We start from the raw sequence: 16,766 nt of genomic DNA, 5'->3' as shown, positions 1-16,766 counted from the left end.
GTTGCGCACCTCGTAAACGAGACGATACGGTGACGTCTCGTCTATTGGCGGATCGCCTACGGCGTCGTCGAGACAGGGGAGTGGCCCGATGAGGATCTTGGTCAGCGGCGCGACCGGCTACATCGGCGGCGCGGTCGCCCGGGTTCTGCGCGACCACGGACACGAGGTGCTGGGGCTGGCCCGGTCCGAGCGCTCCGCGACCGCCCTGCGCGACCGTGGCGTGGTCCCGGTCGCGGGCGACTTCGGCGATCCCGCCGGCTTGTCCGACGCCGTCCGGGCCGCCGACCCGGACGCTGTGGTCAGCACCGCCAGCCTGGGCAACGACGCGAGCACGTTCGCGAAGGACCGTGATGCCGTCAGCGCCCTCCGAGACGCACTGGGTGACGACCGGAGGAAGCTGGTCTTCACCAGCGGCTCGGCGGTGTTCGGCACGTTCAGCGGCGGGGAGGCCACGGAAACCGTCCACGACGAACGCGCGGTCCTCCCGCTGCCGCCGGAGGTGTTCGCGCCGGCTTCGGCCAAGGTGCATCCCGTGCTGGCGCTCGGCTTCGGGGCCGCGATGAAAGCCCGTGTCGAAACCGAGCGCCTGGTCCTCACCGCCGCCGGCGTCCAGGGCATCGTCGTGCGACCGGGGCTGGTCTATGGCCACGGCGGGAGTTTCGATGTTCCGACACTCATCTCGCTGGCCCGGGCGCACGGCCACGGCGTGCACCTGGGCGCCGGCGCGACGATCCAGGGTTACGTGCACATCGACGACCTCGCCGAGCTGTATCGCCTCGCGGTCGAAAGTGCCCCCGCCGGAACGGTTTTGCACGGCGTCGCCGGGGAGGTGACGCTGCGCGAACTCGCGGCCGCGGCGAGCCGGATGATCGGGGCCGCCGGCCGGACCGAGGGGGTCGGCCTGGCGCGGATGCTCGGGATGACCGGGCTCTCGGCGACCGGATTCGGGCTCACCCGCCGCATGCCCACGGGCCTCGCGCGCCGGCTCCAGGCTGTGTTCCCGCCGCCGGCGGGCGCCGGCGCGGGTCTCAGTGTGAGCCTGGGCAAGCGGCTGTCGGCGGAGGCGACGCGGCGGCTGCTGGACTGGTCGCCGCAGCGCCACGACATCCTCGAAGACGTGGAATCCGGCTCCTACGCGGGATTCGGCGCGAACGGTGGTCAGGCGGAAGGCTGATCGCCGATCAGGTGCTCGCGCACCGCCGCGAGCATGCGCTCGGACAGGGGGTCACCGCGGGTGGCCCTGGCGATCGAGAGGGCGCCGACCATCGCCGCGAGTTCGACCAGGACTTCGCGCTCCCGCGCCTCCTCGTCGGCCGGACGGTCGCCGAGCCGGGCCAGGCGTTCCAGTGAGCTGGTGACGCCTTCGCGGTAGCAGGCACGGACCGGGCTGTCCGGAGCGGAGCGGGCGACGTCGGCGCCGAACGCGGTCGTGGCGCAGCCGTGGCCGGGGTCGTCCCGGTTCTGCTCGGACAGGTACTCCGTCACGTAGTTCGCGTGGGCCTCGGCCTTGTCCACACCGCCGGCCAGGAAGCCGTCGAGGAGCGTGTCCTGCTCGTCGAAGGCGGCGGCGCAGGCGGCGGCGAACAGGTCGTCCTTCGATTCGAACTGCCGGTAGAACCCGCCGTGGGTGAGGCCGACCGCTCCCATCACCTCAGGCACGCTGACCTGCGCCATCCCGCGCTCGCGTGCCATCCGGGAGGCCGCCTCGACGACCGCCGCCCGGTTCGCGTCGGCCTGTGCGCGCGAAACACGTCCCATTCCGCTCGTCTCCCATCGCCTTGAGTCCCTTGATCGTACGTCGTTCGATGATGTCCGTCATCTATCTTGCGCCCGTGTTTAGATTGTGTCCATAATCTAAATGGCTCCGTTACGGGAGGCCCTCCGACGAGAGGCAGCACGATGTCCGCGCCCCCAGCCACACCCACCCAGCTCACCGCTCCGAACCTGACGCTCGAAGCGGCCGGCGGAACCACTTACGCCTACCGCCGCTTCGGCAACACCGGGTGCGCTGTGCCGCCGGTGCTGTTCCTGCAGCACTTCCGGGGCAACCTCGACAACTGGGATCCCGCCCTCGTCGACGCCGTCGCGGCCGAGCGCGAAGTCGTCCTGCTCGACAACGCGGGCGTCGGTGGCTCGAGCGGCACGACTCCGCGCACGGTCGCGGCGATGGCGCACGACGCGCTGGCGTTCGCCGACGCCGCCGGGCTCCGGCAGGTCGACGTCCTCGGGTTCTCCCTCGGCGGGTTCGTCGCGCAGGAACTGACGCTCGTCCGGCCGCGGCTCGTGCGCCGGCTGGTCCTCGCCGGGACCGGCCCGGAAGGCGGGCAGGGCATGCACGGCTTCACCGCAGAGGTGCACGCGTCCGCCACCCGGGACGAGCCGACCGGCGAGGACCTGCTTCACCTGTTCTTCGAACGCACGCCGTCGAGCGTCGCGAAGGGGTGGGAATTCGTCGAGCGCATCTTCGCCCGCGACGCCGACCGGGACCAGCCGGTGAGCCTGGCCACCCGGGACGCCCAGCTCGACGCCATCACGGCGTGGGGTGTCCCCGACCCGGTGCGGCTGAACCGGCTGGCCGGTATCACCCAGCCCGTCCTCGTCGCCAACGGAGACAACGACGTCATGGTGCCGACGCCGAACTCCGGGCTGCTGGCCCGGCACCTGCCGAACGCCCGGCTCTCGATCTACCCGGGCGCCGGCCACGGCTTCCTCTTCCAGTACCCGGCCGAGTTCGCCGCCGAGGTCAACGGCTTCCTCGGTTGAACACTCCCGACCGACAAGGAGAACCACGATGAGCCGGCTCATCCTGACCGGCGTCGGCGAGCTCGCCGCGAACACGCGCCTGGCACCCGACACGGAAGTCGTCGTGGGCGACGAAGACGTGCTGCTCCGCATGGAAGCCGCACCGATCAACCCCGTCGACCACCTCTTCGCCCACGACGTCTACGCCGTCCGGCCCCGGCTGCCCAGCGCGCTCGGCGCCGAAGGAATCGGTCGTGTCGTCCGGGGTGGCCCGGACGCCGACCCGGCGCTGACGGGCCGGCGGGTACACGTCCTCGGCAGCTGCGACCAGGGCGTGTGGGCGGACACGGTCGTCGTCCCCGCCCGCAACGTGGTCACCGTGCCGGACGACGTCGACGCGCTGCAGCTGGCGATGGCGGGGATCAACCCCATCGCCGCCCAGGTCATGCTCACCCGCTTCGCCGACCTCGCACCCGGCGACTGGGTCGGGCAGACGTTGGGCAACTCCGCGGTCGCCCGCTGCGTGAGCACCCTGGCGAAGAGTGCGGGCGTGCGCACGCTCAGCGTCGTGCGCAGCGAGAAAGCGGCCGAGCAGGCCCGGGCCGCGGGCGCCGACCTGGTCCTGCTCGACGGGCCGGACCTCGCCGATCGCGTCGCCGCGGCGCTCGGCGGCAGCGAGCTGCGCCTGGTGTTCGACGGTGCGGGCGGGACGGCCCCGGCCGCGCTCGTGACCGCGCTGGAGTTCGGTGGCACGATCGTCGGCTACGCGTCCCTCACCGGGGAACCACCGTCAGTTCCCTTGGGTCCCCTGGTGTTCGGCGAACTCGCCGTGCGCGGGCTGTGGGTCACCAACTGGTTCCGGCACGCTCCCCGCGCCGAGGTCGCCAAGGCCGTCGGCGAGATCGTCGACCTCATCGCCCGCGGTGTCCTCACGGTGCCGGTCGACTCCACCCATCCGCTCGAGCGCCACGAAGAGGCGTTCGCCCGCGACGCCGCACCCGACCGCGCCGGAAAAGTGCTGTTCACCTTCGACAACGAGAAAGCTTGAGGAACGACGTGTCTGCTTACCGTGCTTACGAAGTGACGGGAACCGGCGACTTCGCCTTCGTCGAACGAGATTTGACCGAGCCGCTGCCCGGCCAGGTCCGGATCCGGGTCGAGGCCTGCGGCGTGTGCCACAGCGACGCCCTGGCCGTCGGCGGTCTGCTGCGGCCGGACGCGGCGTCGCCTATCGTGCCCGGGCACGAGATCGTCGGGGTGATCGACGCCGTCGGAGCCGGCGTGACCGCCTGGCACCCCGGCGACCGCGTGGGAGTCGGATTCCTGAACGGCCACTGCGGTGAGTGCGAATCCTGCCGGCGCGGCGATTTCGTCAACTGCGCCGCCCAGCCGCTCACCGGGACCACTGTGGACGGTGGCTACGCCGAAGTCGCGTTCGCCAGGGCCAGCGGGCTCGTCCGCATCCCCGACGGCCTCGACCCGGTCGACGCGGCGCCCCTGCTGTGTGCCGGGCTGACGGTGTTCAAGGCCCTGCTGCAGAGCGACGCCCGGCCCGGCGCGCTGGTCGCCGTGCACGGCATCGGCGGCCTCGGTCACCTGGCCGTCCAGCACGCGAGCAAGCTCGGGTTCCGGGTGGCCGCGATCGCGCGGGGCACCGCCAAGGCCGAGCTCGCCGCGGAACTGGGCGCCGACCACTACATCGACGCCACCGCCGAGGACGCCGCGGCGGCGTTGCGCGAGCTCGGTGCCGCGGCCGCGATCATCGCCACCGCGGCCGACAGCCCCTCCGTGGGGCCACTGGTCGCCGGACTGGCACCGCGGGGCCGGATGATCGTCGTGGGCGCAGGCTCGGAGCCGATCCCGGTCAGCTCGACCGATCTCATCTTCGGCACCCGGACGATCGCCGGCAGCCTGACCGGGACGTCCGTCGAGAACGAGGACAACCTCGTCTTCAGCCTGCGGCAGGGCATCCGTTCCCGGAACGAGGTCCTCCCCCTGGCCGAGGCCCCGAAGGCCTTCGAGCGCATGATGTCCGGGCAGGCCCGGTTCCGCGTGGTGCTGGACGTGCGGTCCCGATGACCGATTTGCTGAACCGGGTGCTCGCCGCGTACGGCGGACTGGACCGGTGGAACGAGCTCACGTCGCTCAGCGCCCGCGTGCGTGGCGGGGGCGGTCTGTGGGCCCTCAAGAACCAGGAAGGCGTGCTCGACGACGTCGTGACGCGGGTGGACCTCCACCGCCAGTTCGCCAGCACGTCGCCCTTCGGGGCGCCGGGGGTGCGCAGCTCGGTCACCGCCGGGCGCGTCGCCCTCGAAACCGAAGCCGGGGTGGTCCTCGAAGAGCGCAGCCAGCCGCGGCGGAGCTTCGACGGGCACGACCTCACGACGCCGTGGGACCGGCTGCAGCTGGCGTACTTCAACGGGTACGCGATGTGGACCTACCTGACCGAGCCGTTCTCTTTCACCTGGCCGGGAACCCGGGTCGAGGAACTCGGCGCGTGGCAGGAGGACGACCACACCTGGCGGCGGCTCAAAGTGCGGTTCCCCGACGGCCTCGCGGTGCACAGCGAGGACAACCTCTACTACGTCGAGGAAAGCGGGCTGATCCGCCGGCACGACTACGTGTCCGAGGTACTCGGTCCGGACGCCGCGCCGGCCGCGCACTACATCGACGGGCACGAAGAAGTCCAGGGCATCGTCGTGCCGACCCGGCGGCGGATCCACCCCGTCGGCCCGGACGGCCACGCGGTCGAGGAGACCGTCATCGTCTCCATCGACCTCGACGAGATCAAGTTCGCGTGACGGGCCCGGGGACGGCCGGTGGGCCGTCCCCGGCCGGTCACCCGCGGACGGTGCCGAGGGTGGTGTCCAGCCAGTCGAACATCGTCTGGTGGGCGCGGAACATGGCACCCATGTGGCAGTGTTCGCCGGCGCCTTCGGTGTCGCTCAGGGTGACCAGCGTCGTGGGGGCGTTGACCAGGGCGTCCCGCACCAGCTGCGGCTGGCCCTGCAGAAAGTGGTCCTGGTCGGCGTCCATGACCAGCGTCGGGGCCGTGATCCGGTCGGCGATCCCGCTCAGGGTGTAGTCACGGGTGCCGCGGATCAGATCACCGAAGGAGGCCGCGCCCATCGCCCACACGCCGTTGTGCAAGGCCCAGCGCAGCTGAGTGCTGACCCCGGTCAGCAGGGTCAGCACCGGAACGGCGACGTCGTCACGCTTCTCGTGCAGCCAATCCCCGAGGAACGGCGGAACAGCCTTGGCGAAGGCGGCGTGGAAGTCGTGGATGCCGTCGTCGAGGATCAGCGCGGCGATCCGGTCGTCGAACGCGGCGGCCCGGGCGACCAGGTAGCCACCCAGGCTGTAGCCGAACAAGGCGACCCGGTCGTCGGCGATCTCCGGTCGCCCGAGCGCGTAGTCGAGCACCGGGGTGACCACTGCTTCCCAGTCGGGCCGGAACACGATCCCCTGCCGCCGCAGCACCGCGCCCTGCCCGGGGCCGTCGTAGGCGAGGACGTTGTAGCCCCGGCGCAGCGCGGCCGCAGCCACGGCGAAGTACGACTCCTCCAGCGTGGAGTCGTACCCGCTGGTGTAGACGACGGTGGGCCGGGCCGCGCCCGAATCGTCAACCAGGAACAGATAACCCGGCAAGGTGGTGTCCTCATAGGGGATTTCCACAGCGTCGACCGGTGTGTCGAACAACGCGGTCGCGCGGACGAACGTGTCGCGGGAACGCGTGGAAAGTTCCGTCACCTCCGGGTCGTCGGCGGGGTGCTCGCGGAGGAAGAACTCCGCGGTGCGGTAGTAGTTCGACGCCCGCAGCAGCGCCTCCCGCGCGCTCACGCGATGCCCTTCGGCCAGGGAACGCTCGCCGATCACCTCGGCACGCTCGGCGGTCTTCTTCCACTCCGCGTGCCAGGCGGCTTCGTCACCGTCGGCGATCCTCGCCGCGGTGGCCAGGACCTCGCCGAGATCGGATCCGCCGTAGTTGGCGAACCCGGCGGCGCGCAGGGTCTCGAAGGAGAAGGACTCGTTGTCGAACAAGAAGCGCACGGCGACCTCCGGGATTTGTCGATACGGCCCTGTACCGTCTCGACAAGACGCTATCGGCCGAGTGCTCGACACGCAACCGTTCCGTCTCGTGCTAGCGTCGGCCGATGAGCGACCCCGTTCCCCCCGGCGCCCGGCGGCGCGCACCCGGCGGGCCGGTCCTGCAGGACGACGTCACCGCCGCGCTGACGGAGGCCTTCTTCGCGGAGCTCGCCGCCGTCGGCTACGGAAGGCTGTCGCTCGAAGCGGTGGCCAAACGCGCCGGCGCGGGCAAGGCGGCCATCTACCGCCGATGGCCCGCCAAGCGCGACATGGCCGTGGCCCTCGTTTCCCAGGTGGCGACGCGGGCGATCACGGTCACCGACACCGGCACCCTGCGGGGCGACCTCCGCGCGTTCCTCCAGGACGCGATCGACGCCCTCAGCCACCCCCAGGCCCGCCGCATCGTGCCCGACCTCCTGGCCGAAACGATGCGCGACGCGGAGCTGGCCGAAGCGTTCGCGGAGTCCGTCCGCGAACCGCGGCGCCACAACGCCGCGCAGCTCCTGCGCCGGGCAGCCGACCGCGGCGAGCTCCCGAAAGACTTCGACCTCGAAGTCGGACTCGACCTCTTGGCCGGGCCCCTCTACTGGCGGGTCGCGGTGGTCCAGTTGCCCAACCAGGAGGACTACGTCGAGCGGCTGCTCGACCACATCGTCCGCTCGCTGGGTGGGCACTGCCCGGCATAGGCCATTTCCCGTTGCCGCCCGGGACGACCTCTCTCGGCAACTTGCGCAGCAGCTTTGTCCCCTCGCATGGCGAGGTGCTCACGAGACGATCCCGGAGGGCGGCCTTGAAGATCGCCGCCAAGATTCCGTGGATCACGTGAACCGTCGCCGGTGCCAGCGTGCGCGACAGCTGAGTCACCCATGCCTGGATCTCACTCGGACGGATCGAAGCTAGGCGGCGATCCCCGAAATGGCTGTCCACGTGCCGCCGCAGGTGGGTCTCGACCTTTGCCTGGGTGGAAATCGTGGGCAGCGGCATCGTGGCGGTCTTCGTGCAGCCCGCGGACGTGCGGGGTCGCGCCAGCGGGCGAGACCTATGTCGACCCCATCGATGAGGCGGCGTCGGCGTTGATGATCGAGCTGTGCCGATCCAGGTGATCACAAGGTCGTGCACGGCTGGCGTCCGGCGGGGGTGTTGGCCTACTTGATGGGCCCGGGGATCGCGGAGGTGCACCGCAATCCGCGGGTGATCGGACGCCGGGCGGGGTTACGTGTGCATTGCTCGGTCCGGCTCACGGCGACGGATGCGAGGTTGGCGGACGAGCAGTGGGCGGTGATCGCCCGAGAGCTGCTCGACGATGCCGGGATCGCCGACGACCGCGCGGACCCGTTCGGGACGCGCGCGATCCCGGAGATGAAGTCGACCACCGGGTCGACACCGAGCTCGGCCGCTGCTCGCCCGGCGCGCACGCCTGGTTGTCGAGCCGAGCGGCATCGGGCGGTCGTTCCTTCCTGGAGCAGGGTGACGCGAGGGTCGACCGATTCGCGATGGGAGCGACCGGCATCGTGGTCCGGTGCTCGTCGTCGGGTGCCGAGGCGGCCGCCTGATGGGCCTCGCAAGGCTGGTCGACCCTGCCCGTACCGACGCGCAGCGAGGACCTGCTGCGACCAGGCTCTATGAGGCCACCGCCCGCTCGGTGCGCCCCCAGCGGCGGTGTCGCCCGGAGGCCGACAGATCAACGCCAGGGCACCGACACGTCGATGATCGCCGCTCAGTGGAACATCGCGACCGGGCCGTCGCTGATCTGCCAGGTGGCGGTGCTGGTCGGTGCCGGAGCCTGCGGCCCGCCGATGCCCGCCGCCGGGGCGACCTCGTGCGGGCTGGAGGGCTTCGACCTCCGGCCGATCGGCTCACGAGGTGCGTATGGGTACTCCGGGGCGCCACCCGAGCCGACGCGAGAGGCCGAGCCCGCTCGTGATGACGGAGGGGAGAACGACGGACGGCCGCGCCGAGCCTGCGCGGAACACCACCGACAGGGCGGCCACGACCCGACCCTCCTTGTCCATGACCCGAGTCGCGACCGAGTCCGCGTCGTCGGTGAGCTCGCCCCGGACGATGGCGTAGCCCGACTTGCGGCACGCTGCCAGTGCCCTGCGCAGCGACCTCGGGTCGGTCACGGTCCGAGTCGTGTGCTTGGGCAGCGGGCCCTCGAGCACCTCGTCGAACAGCGACCCGCTCGCGTGGCTCAGCAGTACCTGGCCCACCCCGGAGCAGTGCAGCGGGAGCCGCCCGCCGACCTGCGACACGAGTCCGACCGCCTGCGGGGCGGACATCCGCTCGAGGATCACCGCCTCGCGCCCCTCGACGATGGCGAGCTGCACGTGCTGGTTCAGGGCCGTGTAGAGGTCCTCCATGAACGGCCTGGCCATCGTGCGCAGCGACTCCGTGAGAGGGGCGAGGGTTCCCAGCTGCCACAGCCGAAGACCGACTACGAACCGTCCGTCCGGACGCCGATCGAGCGCGCCCGTGCTCACCAGTTCGAGCACCAGCCGACGGGCGGTGGGGTGGGGCAGGCCCGTCCGTCGCGACAGCTCCGCGAGGCTCAGCACCGGGGCGTCGGGGGTGAAGGCGAAGAGCAGTTCCAGCAGGCGTGAACCGACCGTGCGTCCGGGTTCGCTAGTTCTGGGCACGCAGGCCGGCCCCCTCGCCGTGTCGAACGACTACGGGCCGCTCGATGTTCGTTGAATGACACATCGCTCGTCGGACCCTACTCCGCCGCGTCAAGCTGCCGACATCGAGACAACCTGTCGCCGGCCGAGCCGCAGGCGCACCCAAGCCGCACGAGGAGCCCTCACATGACGCGCACCGCCGAAACCCCGAGGATCGCCGTCCTGGGGGGCGGGATCGGCGGTCTAGCGACTGCGGTCTGCCTCCGGCGACGAGGGCTCGACGTCACCGTGTACGAGCAGGCCGAGCGGGTGGCCGAGGTCGGTGCCGGCCTGGTGGTGGCACCCAACGCGGCACGCGTGCTCCGCCGGATCGGCGTGCTCGAGGGGTTGCGCGACCGCGCGGTCCGGCTCGAGACCGGCTGGGAGTTCCGACGATGGCAGGACGGCCGGGTGCTGTCCGCGGAGGAACTCGGCACCACGTGCGAGCGGCTCTACGGCGAGCACACCTACACGGTCCACCGAGCGGACCTGCTGGCCGCGATCCAGGCGCAGGTCCCGGCCGAGGCCGTCGTCCTGGGCCACAGGTGTGTCGGGCTCACGCGCGTCGGCGAGCTCACCCGGCTCGAGTTCGATGGCAGGCCCCCGGTCGAGGCGGACGTGGTCATCGGCGCCGACGGGGTCCACTCGACCGTTCGCAACGCCCTCTTCGGCGTCTCGCGGGCGACGGACTCCGGCATCTGCGCGTTCAGGGCCCTGGTGCCCGCGGACCGGGCGCCGGAGTTCGCGCGACGCCCCGCCCAGACGCTGTGGATCGGTCCCGACCGCCACCTCGTGCACTACCCCGTCTCCGGCGGCGCGTCGGTCAACCTCGTCGCCTTCGCCCCCGCCGGCGACGACGCCACCGAGTCGTGGACCGCGATGGCGACGACGGACGAGCTGCTCGCGGAGTTCGGGGGCTGGGACCCGCGACTGACCGACCTCGTGCGCTCCGCAGGCGTCCCGGGCCGCTGGGCGCTCCTGGACCGTGAGCCCCTGCCGCAGTGGTCGGAGGAGGGGGTGACGCTGCTGGGCGACGCCGCCCACCCGATGTTCCCGTTCTTCGCGCAGGGGGCCGCGCAGGCGATCGAGGACGCGGCCGTGCTGGCCGGCTGCCTGGCCGACGGCCTGGCCGACCCGTCCGCGGCGCTGCGCCGGTACGAGGGTCTCCGGATACCCCGCACGGCGCGGCTGCAGGAGGCGAGCCACGGGCGGGCCGAGATCAACCACCTTCCCGACGGTCCCGAGCAGCAGGCGCGTGACCGCTGCTTCTCCGAGGAGGACCCGTTGCTCGCCAACGGGTGGATCTACGACTACGACCTCGAGTCGGTTCTCGCCGAGAGGTTGCCCGCGTCGTGAGGTTCACCCACGAGAACCTGAGGCAGCGCGTCGTCTTCGCACCGGGCTCCTCGCCCGAGGCGACGGTGGCGGAGGTCCACTCTCTCGGTGCCGACCGCGTCATGCTGATCGCGTCGAAGCGTGAGGCGCCGCAGGCCGACCCGATCGCCGCGAAGCTGCCCGTGGTGCTGCGTCACGAGGAGGTCGTGATGCACGTCCCCACCGACGTCGCCACGCGGGCGATCGCGGCTGCGGCTCACAGCGACGCCGACGCCGTGGTCACCGTCGGCGGCGGCTCCACCACCGGGCTCGGAAAGGCGGTGGCGAGAGCCACCGGTCTGCCGATCGTCGCGGTGCCGACGACATACGCCGGCTCGGAGGCGACCGACGTGTGGGGCCTGACCGACGGGGCGACCAAGACCACGGGCACCGACGAGACGGTCCTGCCCCGCTCGATCGTCTACGACGCCGCCCTGTTGACCTCGCTCCCCGCCGACACCGCGGTCGCCAGCGGACTCAACGCGCTGGCGCACTGCATCGACTCGATGTGGGGCCCGCGCGTCGATCCGATCGATCGGGTTCTCGCGGCGGAGGGGATCCGCGCCCTGGCAGCGGGCCTGAACGTGGTCTGCGGCGGGCCCGCGGGCAGCCCGCCGGACAGCCTCGACGGGATCGAGCAGACGTTGTACGGCGCCTACCTGGGTGCGGTGGCGTTCGCGTCGGCGGGCTCGGGACTGCACCACAAGATCTGTCACGTCCTCGGCGGGATGTTCACCCTGCCGCACGCACAGACCCACGCGGTCGTCCTGCCCCACGTGCTGGCGCTCAACGGGCCGCACGCGCCCCAGGCGGCGGCACGGATCGCCGCCGCCCTCGACTGCGCCGACGCCGGCACCGGCTTGGCCGCGCTGTACGCGACCGTGGGCGCGCCCACCGCGCTGCGCGACTACGGCATGCCGGAGGCGGGCATCGCCGCGGCGATCCCGGCCGTGCTCGCGGCCGTTCCCGCGAGCAACCCCGCGCCGATCACCGACGACGTCATCGCCGCGCTGCTACGCGCGGCCTGGGAAGGAGCCCCCGCATGACAGGCAGTCTCGCTCGCGACCCCGGCGCCCCGGCCGGGGCAGGCGCGCCACCCGCTCCCTCCGCCCGGCAGGAGGCCGTCGAGGCACGCCTGACCGAGGCAGTGGTCTCCTCCTTCGACGCGTGCCCGGACCAGCGACTGAGGTTCCTCATGCAGTCGCTCGTCACCCACCTGCACGCCTTCGTCCGCCAGGTCAGGCTGACCGAGGCGGAATGGAGCGCGGCGATCGACTTCCTGACCCGGGCCGGTCACATCACCGACGACGTGCGCCAGGAGTTCATCCTGCTCTCCGACACCCTCGGGGTGTCGATGCAGACCGTCAACGTGAACCACGAGGCCTACGAACACGCCACAGAGGCCACCGTCTTCGGGCCGTTCTTCGTCGACGACAGCCCCGAGGTCCCCCTCGGCGGCGACCTCGCGTTCGGTGCGCCGGGCGAACCCTGCTGGGTCGAGGGAACCGTCCGCGGCACGGACGGCATGCCGCTCGCCGGGGCGCGCGTGGAGGTGTGGGAGGCCGACGAGAACGGCATGTACGACGTGCAGTACGCGGCAGCCGAACGCGCCGCCCGCGGGCACCTGTTCACCGACGGCGGCGGGGGCTACCGGTTCTGGTGCCTCACCCCGACCCCGTACCCGATCCCCGACGACGGTCCCGTGGGCCGGATGTTGTCGGCCGTCGGCCGTTCCCCGCTGCGCGCCGCCCACCTGCACTTCATGGCGAGCCACCGCGACGCGCGCACGCTGGTCACCCACATCTTCCCCGAGGGCGACCCGGTCGGCTGGAAGGACTCGGTCTTCGGCGTCAAGCAGTCCCTCATCACGCCGTTCCGCCGTCAGCAGGCCGGAGCGCCGACTCCGGACGGCCGCCGCGTCGAGGGCACCTGGAGTCGGGCGCGCTTCGACATCGTCCTCGCGCCGGCGGAGACCCCCACGAGTCCGCTGACCGGCGACACCGACTCGCGGTGACACCCCCACCCCAGCGAAAGGTCATCGACCATGATCGAGGCAGGAACCCGCGAACGCGCCCGCGTGGCAGAGGCCGAGGCGCAGCGTTGCGCGGCGATGGAGGCGGGCGACCTGGAGGCGCTCCGCGACCTCCTCGACCCCGACCTGCGGTACGGGCACACCAGCGGTGTGTGGGACACCAGGTCGGGGTACCTGGCGAAGTTGGCCGACGGGCGGCTGGAGTACCACTCCGCCCGCTCGCGGGTCGACGGGCACGTTGTCGCCGGATCCGCGAACCTGCTGTGGGTCGAGGTGACCGCGGAGGTGAGCACGCCCGCCGGGCGCCGTCTCATGCGCAACTGCTGCCTCACGGTCTGGCTGCCGCACGACGGCCGGTACCGCATGGTCGCCCACCAGCCCACGGTTCTCACTGCGGAGCGGTAGCCGCCGCGCCCGGCCGCGGGTCCATTCTGATGTTCTTTCAACGAACATGCTGACGCGGTCCAGCGATGTCGTCGGTCACTGTGATGCCGTTCTCTCCGGCAGTCCCGCGACTACGCCAGACCCGCAAGCACGCATTCGAGAAGAAGGCTGTAACTCAATGGTCGAGTACCGATTCCGCACCCCCAGGATGACGCCGGAGTCGCGAGGCGGGTCCGCTCCGAACCCGGTCCGCGGTGTCGAGGACGGAATGATCATCGAGCGGGACGTCCGGGTCGAGACCCGGTACGGCGACGGCGTGTACCTCGACGTCTTCCGCCCGGACTCGGACCGGCCGGCCCCGGTCCTACTCAGCTGGATGCCCTACGGCAAGCACAACCCCCTTCCCATCCAGAGGATCTTCCCCGACTCCGGGGTGAGGGACGAGTGGACGTCGCGGCACACCGCCTTCGAGTGCCCCGACCCTGTCTACTGGACCCGGCACGGGTACGCGGTCGTGCTCGTCGATCTCCCCGGAACGTGGAACTCCGAGGGCCGCGCCACCTACTGCTCCCCCGAGGAGGCGGAGGCCTTCTACGACCTCATCGAGTGGGCGGGGACCGAGTCCTGGAGCAACGGCAAGGTGGGCCTCTCCGGGGTCTCCTACCTCACCGTGATGCAGTGGCGCGTCGCCGAGCTCGACCCGCCCCACCTGGCCGCCATCAACCCCTACGAGGGGTGGACCGACACCTACCGCGAGGTCGTCCGGCACGGGGGGATCCCGTCGAGCTGGTTCTGGCCCTACCTCTGGGACCGCTGGGGGGCGAGCCGTACCGAGATCGAGGACCTCGAGGCCGAGACCGCGGAGCACCCCTTCTACGATGACTTCTGGCGCAGCAAGACGGCACTCCTCGAGAAGATCAGGACCCCCGCCTACGTCGTCGCGAGCTGGAGCGACCAGGGCCTGCACACGCGCGGCACTCTAGAGGGCTACAAGCGGATCTCCTCCAGCGAGAAGTGGCTCGAGGTCCACGGACGCAAGAAGTGGGCGTACTACTACGACCCGGAGAGCGTCGAGCGGCAGCGCACCTTCTTCGACCGCTACCTCAAAGGGGTCGACAACGACCTCTCGTCGTGGCCCCGGGTCCGGCTGGAGGTCCGGCGCGGCCTCGACGACGGTGACGTCCGCGCGGAGAGCGAGTGGCCGGTGCCGGGGACCGACTACCGCCGCCTCCACCTCGACGCCACCCGCTCGACCCTGAGCTGGGAGACACCGGCGGAGGAGGGGGTCGTCACCTACGACGGCGCCGGCAGCGGCCCCGGCGCCCACCGCGCCGTATTCGACCTCACCTTCGAGGAGACCACGGAACTGGTCGGCCACATGTCAGCGACCCTGCACATGTCGGCCGACACCGAGGACATGGACGTCTTCGTGTCCCTGTGGAAGATCGACGCAGGCGGGCGCCCGATCACCTTCTCGCACTACGGGAACTTCGAGGACGGACCGGTCGCGCTGGGGTGGCTCCGGGCCTCGCACCGCGAGCTGGACCACGAGCGGTCCACGCCCCACCAGCCCGTGCTGGCCCACCGCCGCGCGCTCACCCTGAAACCCGGCGAGCCCACGCGCCTCGACATCGAGGTGCTGCCGTCCGCGACGACGTTCGCCCCCGGCGAGCGACTCCGTCTCGTCGTCCAGGGCACCGACGCCAACCACTATCCCAAGCCGAAGGTCTATGCCCGCCACGAGGAGACCCTCAACGAGGGCGACCACGTGATCCACACCGGCGGCGAGCACGACTCGTACCTGCTCGTGCCGGTCCTCCCGCCGGCTCCCGAGCGCGACTGACCGTGGTCGGCGCCGCGTGACCCACGGGCCGACCTCCACTCCCCGGGGCGCGCGCCAGGCGCCCGTACAGCTCCAACGGGCACCACAGCCCGGATCTCCCCCTCTCCCGAAGTCCGTCCTGCCGTCGGGCAGGACCCGGCGAAAGGACCAGCGTGTCCGCCCACCTCCCGGCCGCCAGGCCCACCACCGACCGAACGAGTCCCCGCCGCGTCGCGGCGGCGACCTTCATCGGCACCGCCATCGAGTGGTACGACTTCTACATCTACGGCTCCGCCGCGGCGATCGTGTTCGGGCCGCAGTTCTTCACCAACCTCCCTCCGACCGCCGCGCTGATCGCCTCCTTCGGAACCTTCGCCGCCGGGTTCGTCGCTCGACCCCTCGGGGGCATCCTCTTCGGGCACTTCGGCGACCGCCTGGGCCGCAAGCGGTCGCTCGTCATCTCCCTGCTCATCATGGGTCTGGGCACCTTCTGCATCGCCCTGCTGCCGACCTATGCCCAGATCGGGGTCGCCGCGCCCATCCTCCTGATCGTCCTGCGGCTGGTGCAGGGTCTCGGCGTCGGAGGCGAATGGGGCGGCGCCGTGCTGATGGCCAGCGAGCATGCGCCTGCCGGGAAGCGGGCGCTCTTCGCCTCCTTCCCCCAGATGGGCATCCCGGCCGGGATCATCGGCTCCAACCTGGTGTTCCTCCTGACCACGCTGGTGCTCGGGTCCGAGCGCTTCCTCGCCTGGGGCTGGCGAATCCCCTTCCTGTTCAGCTCCCTGCTGGTGATCGTGGCGCTGTTCATCCGGATGCGGCTGGAGGAGAGTCCCGAGTTCGAGGCGACGAAGGTGCGCGGCAACGTCCGGCGCCTCCCGATCCTCGACGTGGTCACACGCCACCCCCTCACCATCCTCCTGGGCGCCGGCGTCTCGCTGGCACCCTCGGTGATCGGGTATCTCTTCTCGGTCTATCTGCTCTCCCACGGCACCCAGATCGGTATCCCGCAGCGCACGATGCTGCTGCTCATCACCGCAGCCGCTGCCGTGTTCCTCCTCGCCGTGGTCGTGGCAGGGCGGTTCGCGGACCGGGTGAGCCCGTACCGCATCTTCATCGTCAGCAGTGGGGCGGCCGCCGTCGCGATCGCCCCCGCCTTCACGCTGTTCGACACCGCGACCGTCGCCGGGGCTCTCGCGGCCCTGGTCGCACTGACCGTGTGTCTCGGCCCCATGGTCGGCGTCCAGGGGATCATCGTCACCACGATCTTCCCCGCCAGCATGCGCTACTCCGGCGCGTCACTGGCCTACCAGCTCGGATCCGTCGTCGGCGGTGGCCTCACCCCGGCGGCGGCCACGGCGATCTACGCCGCCAGCGGCAGCACGACGGCGATCGCCGCCTACGTGGGGGCCATGGCCCTCGTCAGCCTGGTGTGCGTCGCGCTGCTGCCAGGTGTCGCGCGCCGCACCACCGACGCGGTCCGCGAAGCCCGCCAGGCGGGATAGCCGTTGCGTCACCACGCCGTACACGAAGCACCATTCCGACGTGTCACGTCGGGAACTCCAGCCCTCACGGCGAAGATCTCGAACCGAGCAGCCCTGAGCTAGCATCTAGCCCCAATACCGTTCAGTTAGAGTGACACTGGTGTAGTTTTCCGGCCATGCCTCGTGCT

At 71.3% G+C, this 16,766-nt stretch carries 15 protein-coding genes; 12 read left to right on the top strand and 3 right to left on the bottom strand.

Going from position 1 to position 16,766, the window contains the following annotated elements:
- The first annotated feature begins 88 nt into the window (after window positions 1-88).
- The gene (locus ABD993_RS33145) at window positions 89-1,174 is read left to right on the top strand and encodes an NAD-dependent epimerase/dehydratase family protein (RefSeq protein WP_345427046.1); all 1,086 of its coding nucleotides are present in this window, start codon (window positions 89-91) and stop codon (window positions 1,172-1,174) included.
- Here the strand turns inward: ABD993_RS33145 and ABD993_RS33140 are convergent.
- The gene (locus tag ABD993_RS33140) at window positions 1,159-1,758 is read right to left on the bottom strand and encodes a TetR/AcrR family transcriptional regulator (protein ID WP_345427044.1); all 600 of its coding nucleotides are present in this window, start codon (window positions 1,756-1,758) and stop codon (window positions 1,159-1,161) included. The genes ABD993_RS33145 and ABD993_RS33140 overlap by 16 nt on opposite strands.
- A gap of 141 nt (window positions 1,759-1,899) precedes the next feature.
- Here ABD993_RS33140 and ABD993_RS33135 point away from each other — a divergent pair, with 141 nt between their 5' ends.
- From ABD993_RS33135 to ABD993_RS33120, 4 genes are read left to right on the top strand one after another with little or no spacing between them, the layout of a single operon-like run.
- The gene (locus ABD993_RS33135) at window positions 1,900-2,763 is read left to right on the top strand and encodes an alpha/beta fold hydrolase (protein WP_345427042.1); all 864 of its coding nucleotides are present in this window, start codon (window positions 1,900-1,902) and stop codon (window positions 2,761-2,763) included.
- Window positions 2,764-2,791: 28 nt separating this feature from the next.
- Entirely contained in the window at window positions 2,792-3,790 is a 999-nt protein-coding gene (locus tag ABD993_RS33130) for a zinc-dependent alcohol dehydrogenase family protein (RefSeq protein ID WP_345427040.1), read from the top strand.
- Window positions 3,791-3,822: 32 nt separating this feature from the next.
- Window positions 3,823-4,821: an alcohol dehydrogenase catalytic domain-containing protein gene (locus ABD993_RS33125; protein ID WP_345427038.1), complete on the top strand. Its 999-nt coding sequence runs from the start codon at window positions 3,823-3,825 to the stop codon at window positions 4,819-4,821.
- Window positions 4,818-5,543, top strand: a complete 726-nt coding sequence (locus ABD993_RS33120) for a hypothetical protein (RefSeq protein WP_345427036.1) — start codon at window positions 4,818-4,820, stop codon at window positions 5,541-5,543. Before ABD993_RS33125 ends, ABD993_RS33120 begins: the two co-directional genes overlap by 4 nt.
- A 37-nt stretch (window positions 5,544-5,580) precedes the next feature.
- Here ABD993_RS33120 and ABD993_RS33115 read toward each other — a convergent pair whose 3' ends face one another.
- A complete protein-coding gene (locus ABD993_RS33115; RefSeq protein WP_345427035.1) occupies window positions 5,581-6,864 on the bottom strand; it encodes an alpha/beta hydrolase family protein in 1,284 nt (427 codons plus the stop codon).
- Between the two features lie 32 nt (window positions 6,865-6,896).
- Between ABD993_RS33115 and ABD993_RS33110 the strand changes: the two genes are divergently transcribed.
- The gene (locus ABD993_RS33110) at window positions 6,897-7,517 is read left to right on the top strand and encodes a TetR-like C-terminal domain-containing protein (RefSeq protein ID WP_345427034.1); all 621 of its coding nucleotides are present in this window, start codon (window positions 6,897-6,899) and stop codon (window positions 7,515-7,517) included.
- Between the two features lie 1,170 nt (window positions 7,518-8,687).
- Here ABD993_RS33110 and ABD993_RS33105 read toward each other — a convergent pair.
- Entirely contained in the window at window positions 8,688-9,467 is a 780-nt protein-coding gene (locus tag ABD993_RS33105) for an IclR family transcriptional regulator (RefSeq protein ID WP_345427032.1), read from the bottom strand.
- 165 nt (window positions 9,468-9,632) lie between these two features.
- Between ABD993_RS33105 and ABD993_RS33100 the strand changes: the two genes are divergently transcribed.
- The 6 genes from ABD993_RS33100 (at window position 9,633) to ABD993_RS33075 (ending at window position 16,599) form a co-directional block, all read left to right on the top strand.
- Window positions 9,633-10,841: an FAD-dependent monooxygenase gene (locus ABD993_RS33100; RefSeq protein WP_345427030.1), complete on the top strand. Its 1,209-nt coding sequence runs from the start codon at window positions 9,633-9,635 to the stop codon at window positions 10,839-10,841.
- Window positions 10,838-11,905 (top strand): maleylacetate reductase, encoded by a 1,068-nt coding sequence (locus tag ABD993_RS33095; protein WP_345427028.1) that lies wholly within the window; start codon window positions 10,838-10,840, stop codon window positions 11,903-11,905. The genes ABD993_RS33100 and ABD993_RS33095 overlap by 4 nt, the downstream gene beginning before the upstream one ends.
- Window positions 11,902-12,873 (top strand): dioxygenase family protein, encoded by a 972-nt coding sequence (locus ABD993_RS33090; RefSeq protein WP_345427026.1) that lies wholly within the window; start codon window positions 11,902-11,904, stop codon window positions 12,871-12,873. The genes ABD993_RS33095 and ABD993_RS33090 overlap by 4 nt, the downstream gene beginning before the upstream one ends.
- A gap of 30 nt (window positions 12,874-12,903) precedes the next feature.
- The gene (locus ABD993_RS33085) at window positions 12,904-13,296 is read left to right on the top strand and encodes a nuclear transport factor 2 family protein (RefSeq protein ID WP_345427024.1); all 393 of its coding nucleotides are present in this window, start codon (window positions 12,904-12,906) and stop codon (window positions 13,294-13,296) included.
- 247 nt (window positions 13,297-13,543) lie between these two features.
- Window positions 13,544-15,118: a CocE/NonD family hydrolase gene (locus tag ABD993_RS33080; RefSeq protein ID WP_345427022.1), complete on the top strand. Its 1,575-nt coding sequence runs from the start codon at window positions 13,544-13,546 to the stop codon at window positions 15,116-15,118.
- A 152-nt stretch (window positions 15,119-15,270) separates the two neighbouring features.
- A complete protein-coding gene (locus tag ABD993_RS33075; RefSeq protein ID WP_345427020.1) occupies window positions 15,271-16,599 on the top strand; it encodes an MFS transporter in 1,329 nt (442 codons plus the stop codon).
- The last annotated feature ends 167 nt before the right edge of the window (window positions 16,600-16,766 follow it).

It is taken from the genome of Pseudonocardia xishanensis, from assembly GCF_039541715.1.
GTDB lineage: Bacteria > Actinomycetota > Actinomycetes > Mycobacteriales > Pseudonocardiaceae > Pseudonocardia > Pseudonocardia xishanensis.
Note: the sequence above shows the minus strand (reverse complement) of the source record. Positions and strands in the feature narration are given on the sequence as shown.

What these genes read in the sequence shown, in the direction of transcription:
- ABD993_RS33100 (WP_345427030.1), top strand. Translation starts at nt 9,633, where the DNA reads ATGACGCGCACCGCCGAAACCCCGAGGATCGCCGTCCTGGGGGGCGGG.
- ABD993_RS33140 (WP_345427044.1), bottom strand. Translation starts at nt 1,758, where the DNA reads ATGGGACGTGTTTCGCGCGCACAGGCCGACGCGAACCGGGCGGCGGTC.
- ABD993_RS33130 (WP_345427040.1), top strand. Translation starts at nt 2,792, where the DNA reads ATGAGCCGGCTCATCCTGACCGGCGTCGGCGAGCTCGCCGCGAACACG.
- ABD993_RS33145 (WP_345427046.1), top strand. Translation starts at nt 89, where the DNA reads ATGAGGATCTTGGTCAGCGGCGCGACCGGCTACATCGGCGGCGCGGTC.
- ABD993_RS33120 (WP_345427036.1), top strand. Translation starts at nt 4,818, where the DNA reads ATGACCGATTTGCTGAACCGGGTGCTCGCCGCGTACGGCGGACTGGAC.
- ABD993_RS33085 (WP_345427024.1), top strand. Translation starts at nt 12,904, where the DNA reads ATGATCGAGGCAGGAACCCGCGAACGCGCCCGCGTGGCAGAGGCCGAG.
- ABD993_RS33090 (WP_345427026.1), top strand. Translation starts at nt 11,902, where the DNA reads ATGACAGGCAGTCTCGCTCGCGACCCCGGCGCCCCGGCCGGGGCAGGC.
- ABD993_RS33110 (WP_345427034.1), top strand. Translation starts at nt 6,897, where the DNA reads ATGAGCGACCCCGTTCCCCCCGGCGCCCGGCGGCGCGCACCCGGCGGG.
- ABD993_RS33135 (WP_345427042.1), top strand. Translation starts at nt 1,900, where the DNA reads ATGTCCGCGCCCCCAGCCACACCCACCCAGCTCACCGCTCCGAACCTG.
- ABD993_RS33080 (WP_345427022.1), top strand. Translation starts at nt 13,544, where the DNA reads ATGATCATCGAGCGGGACGTCCGGGTCGAGACCCGGTACGGCGACGGC.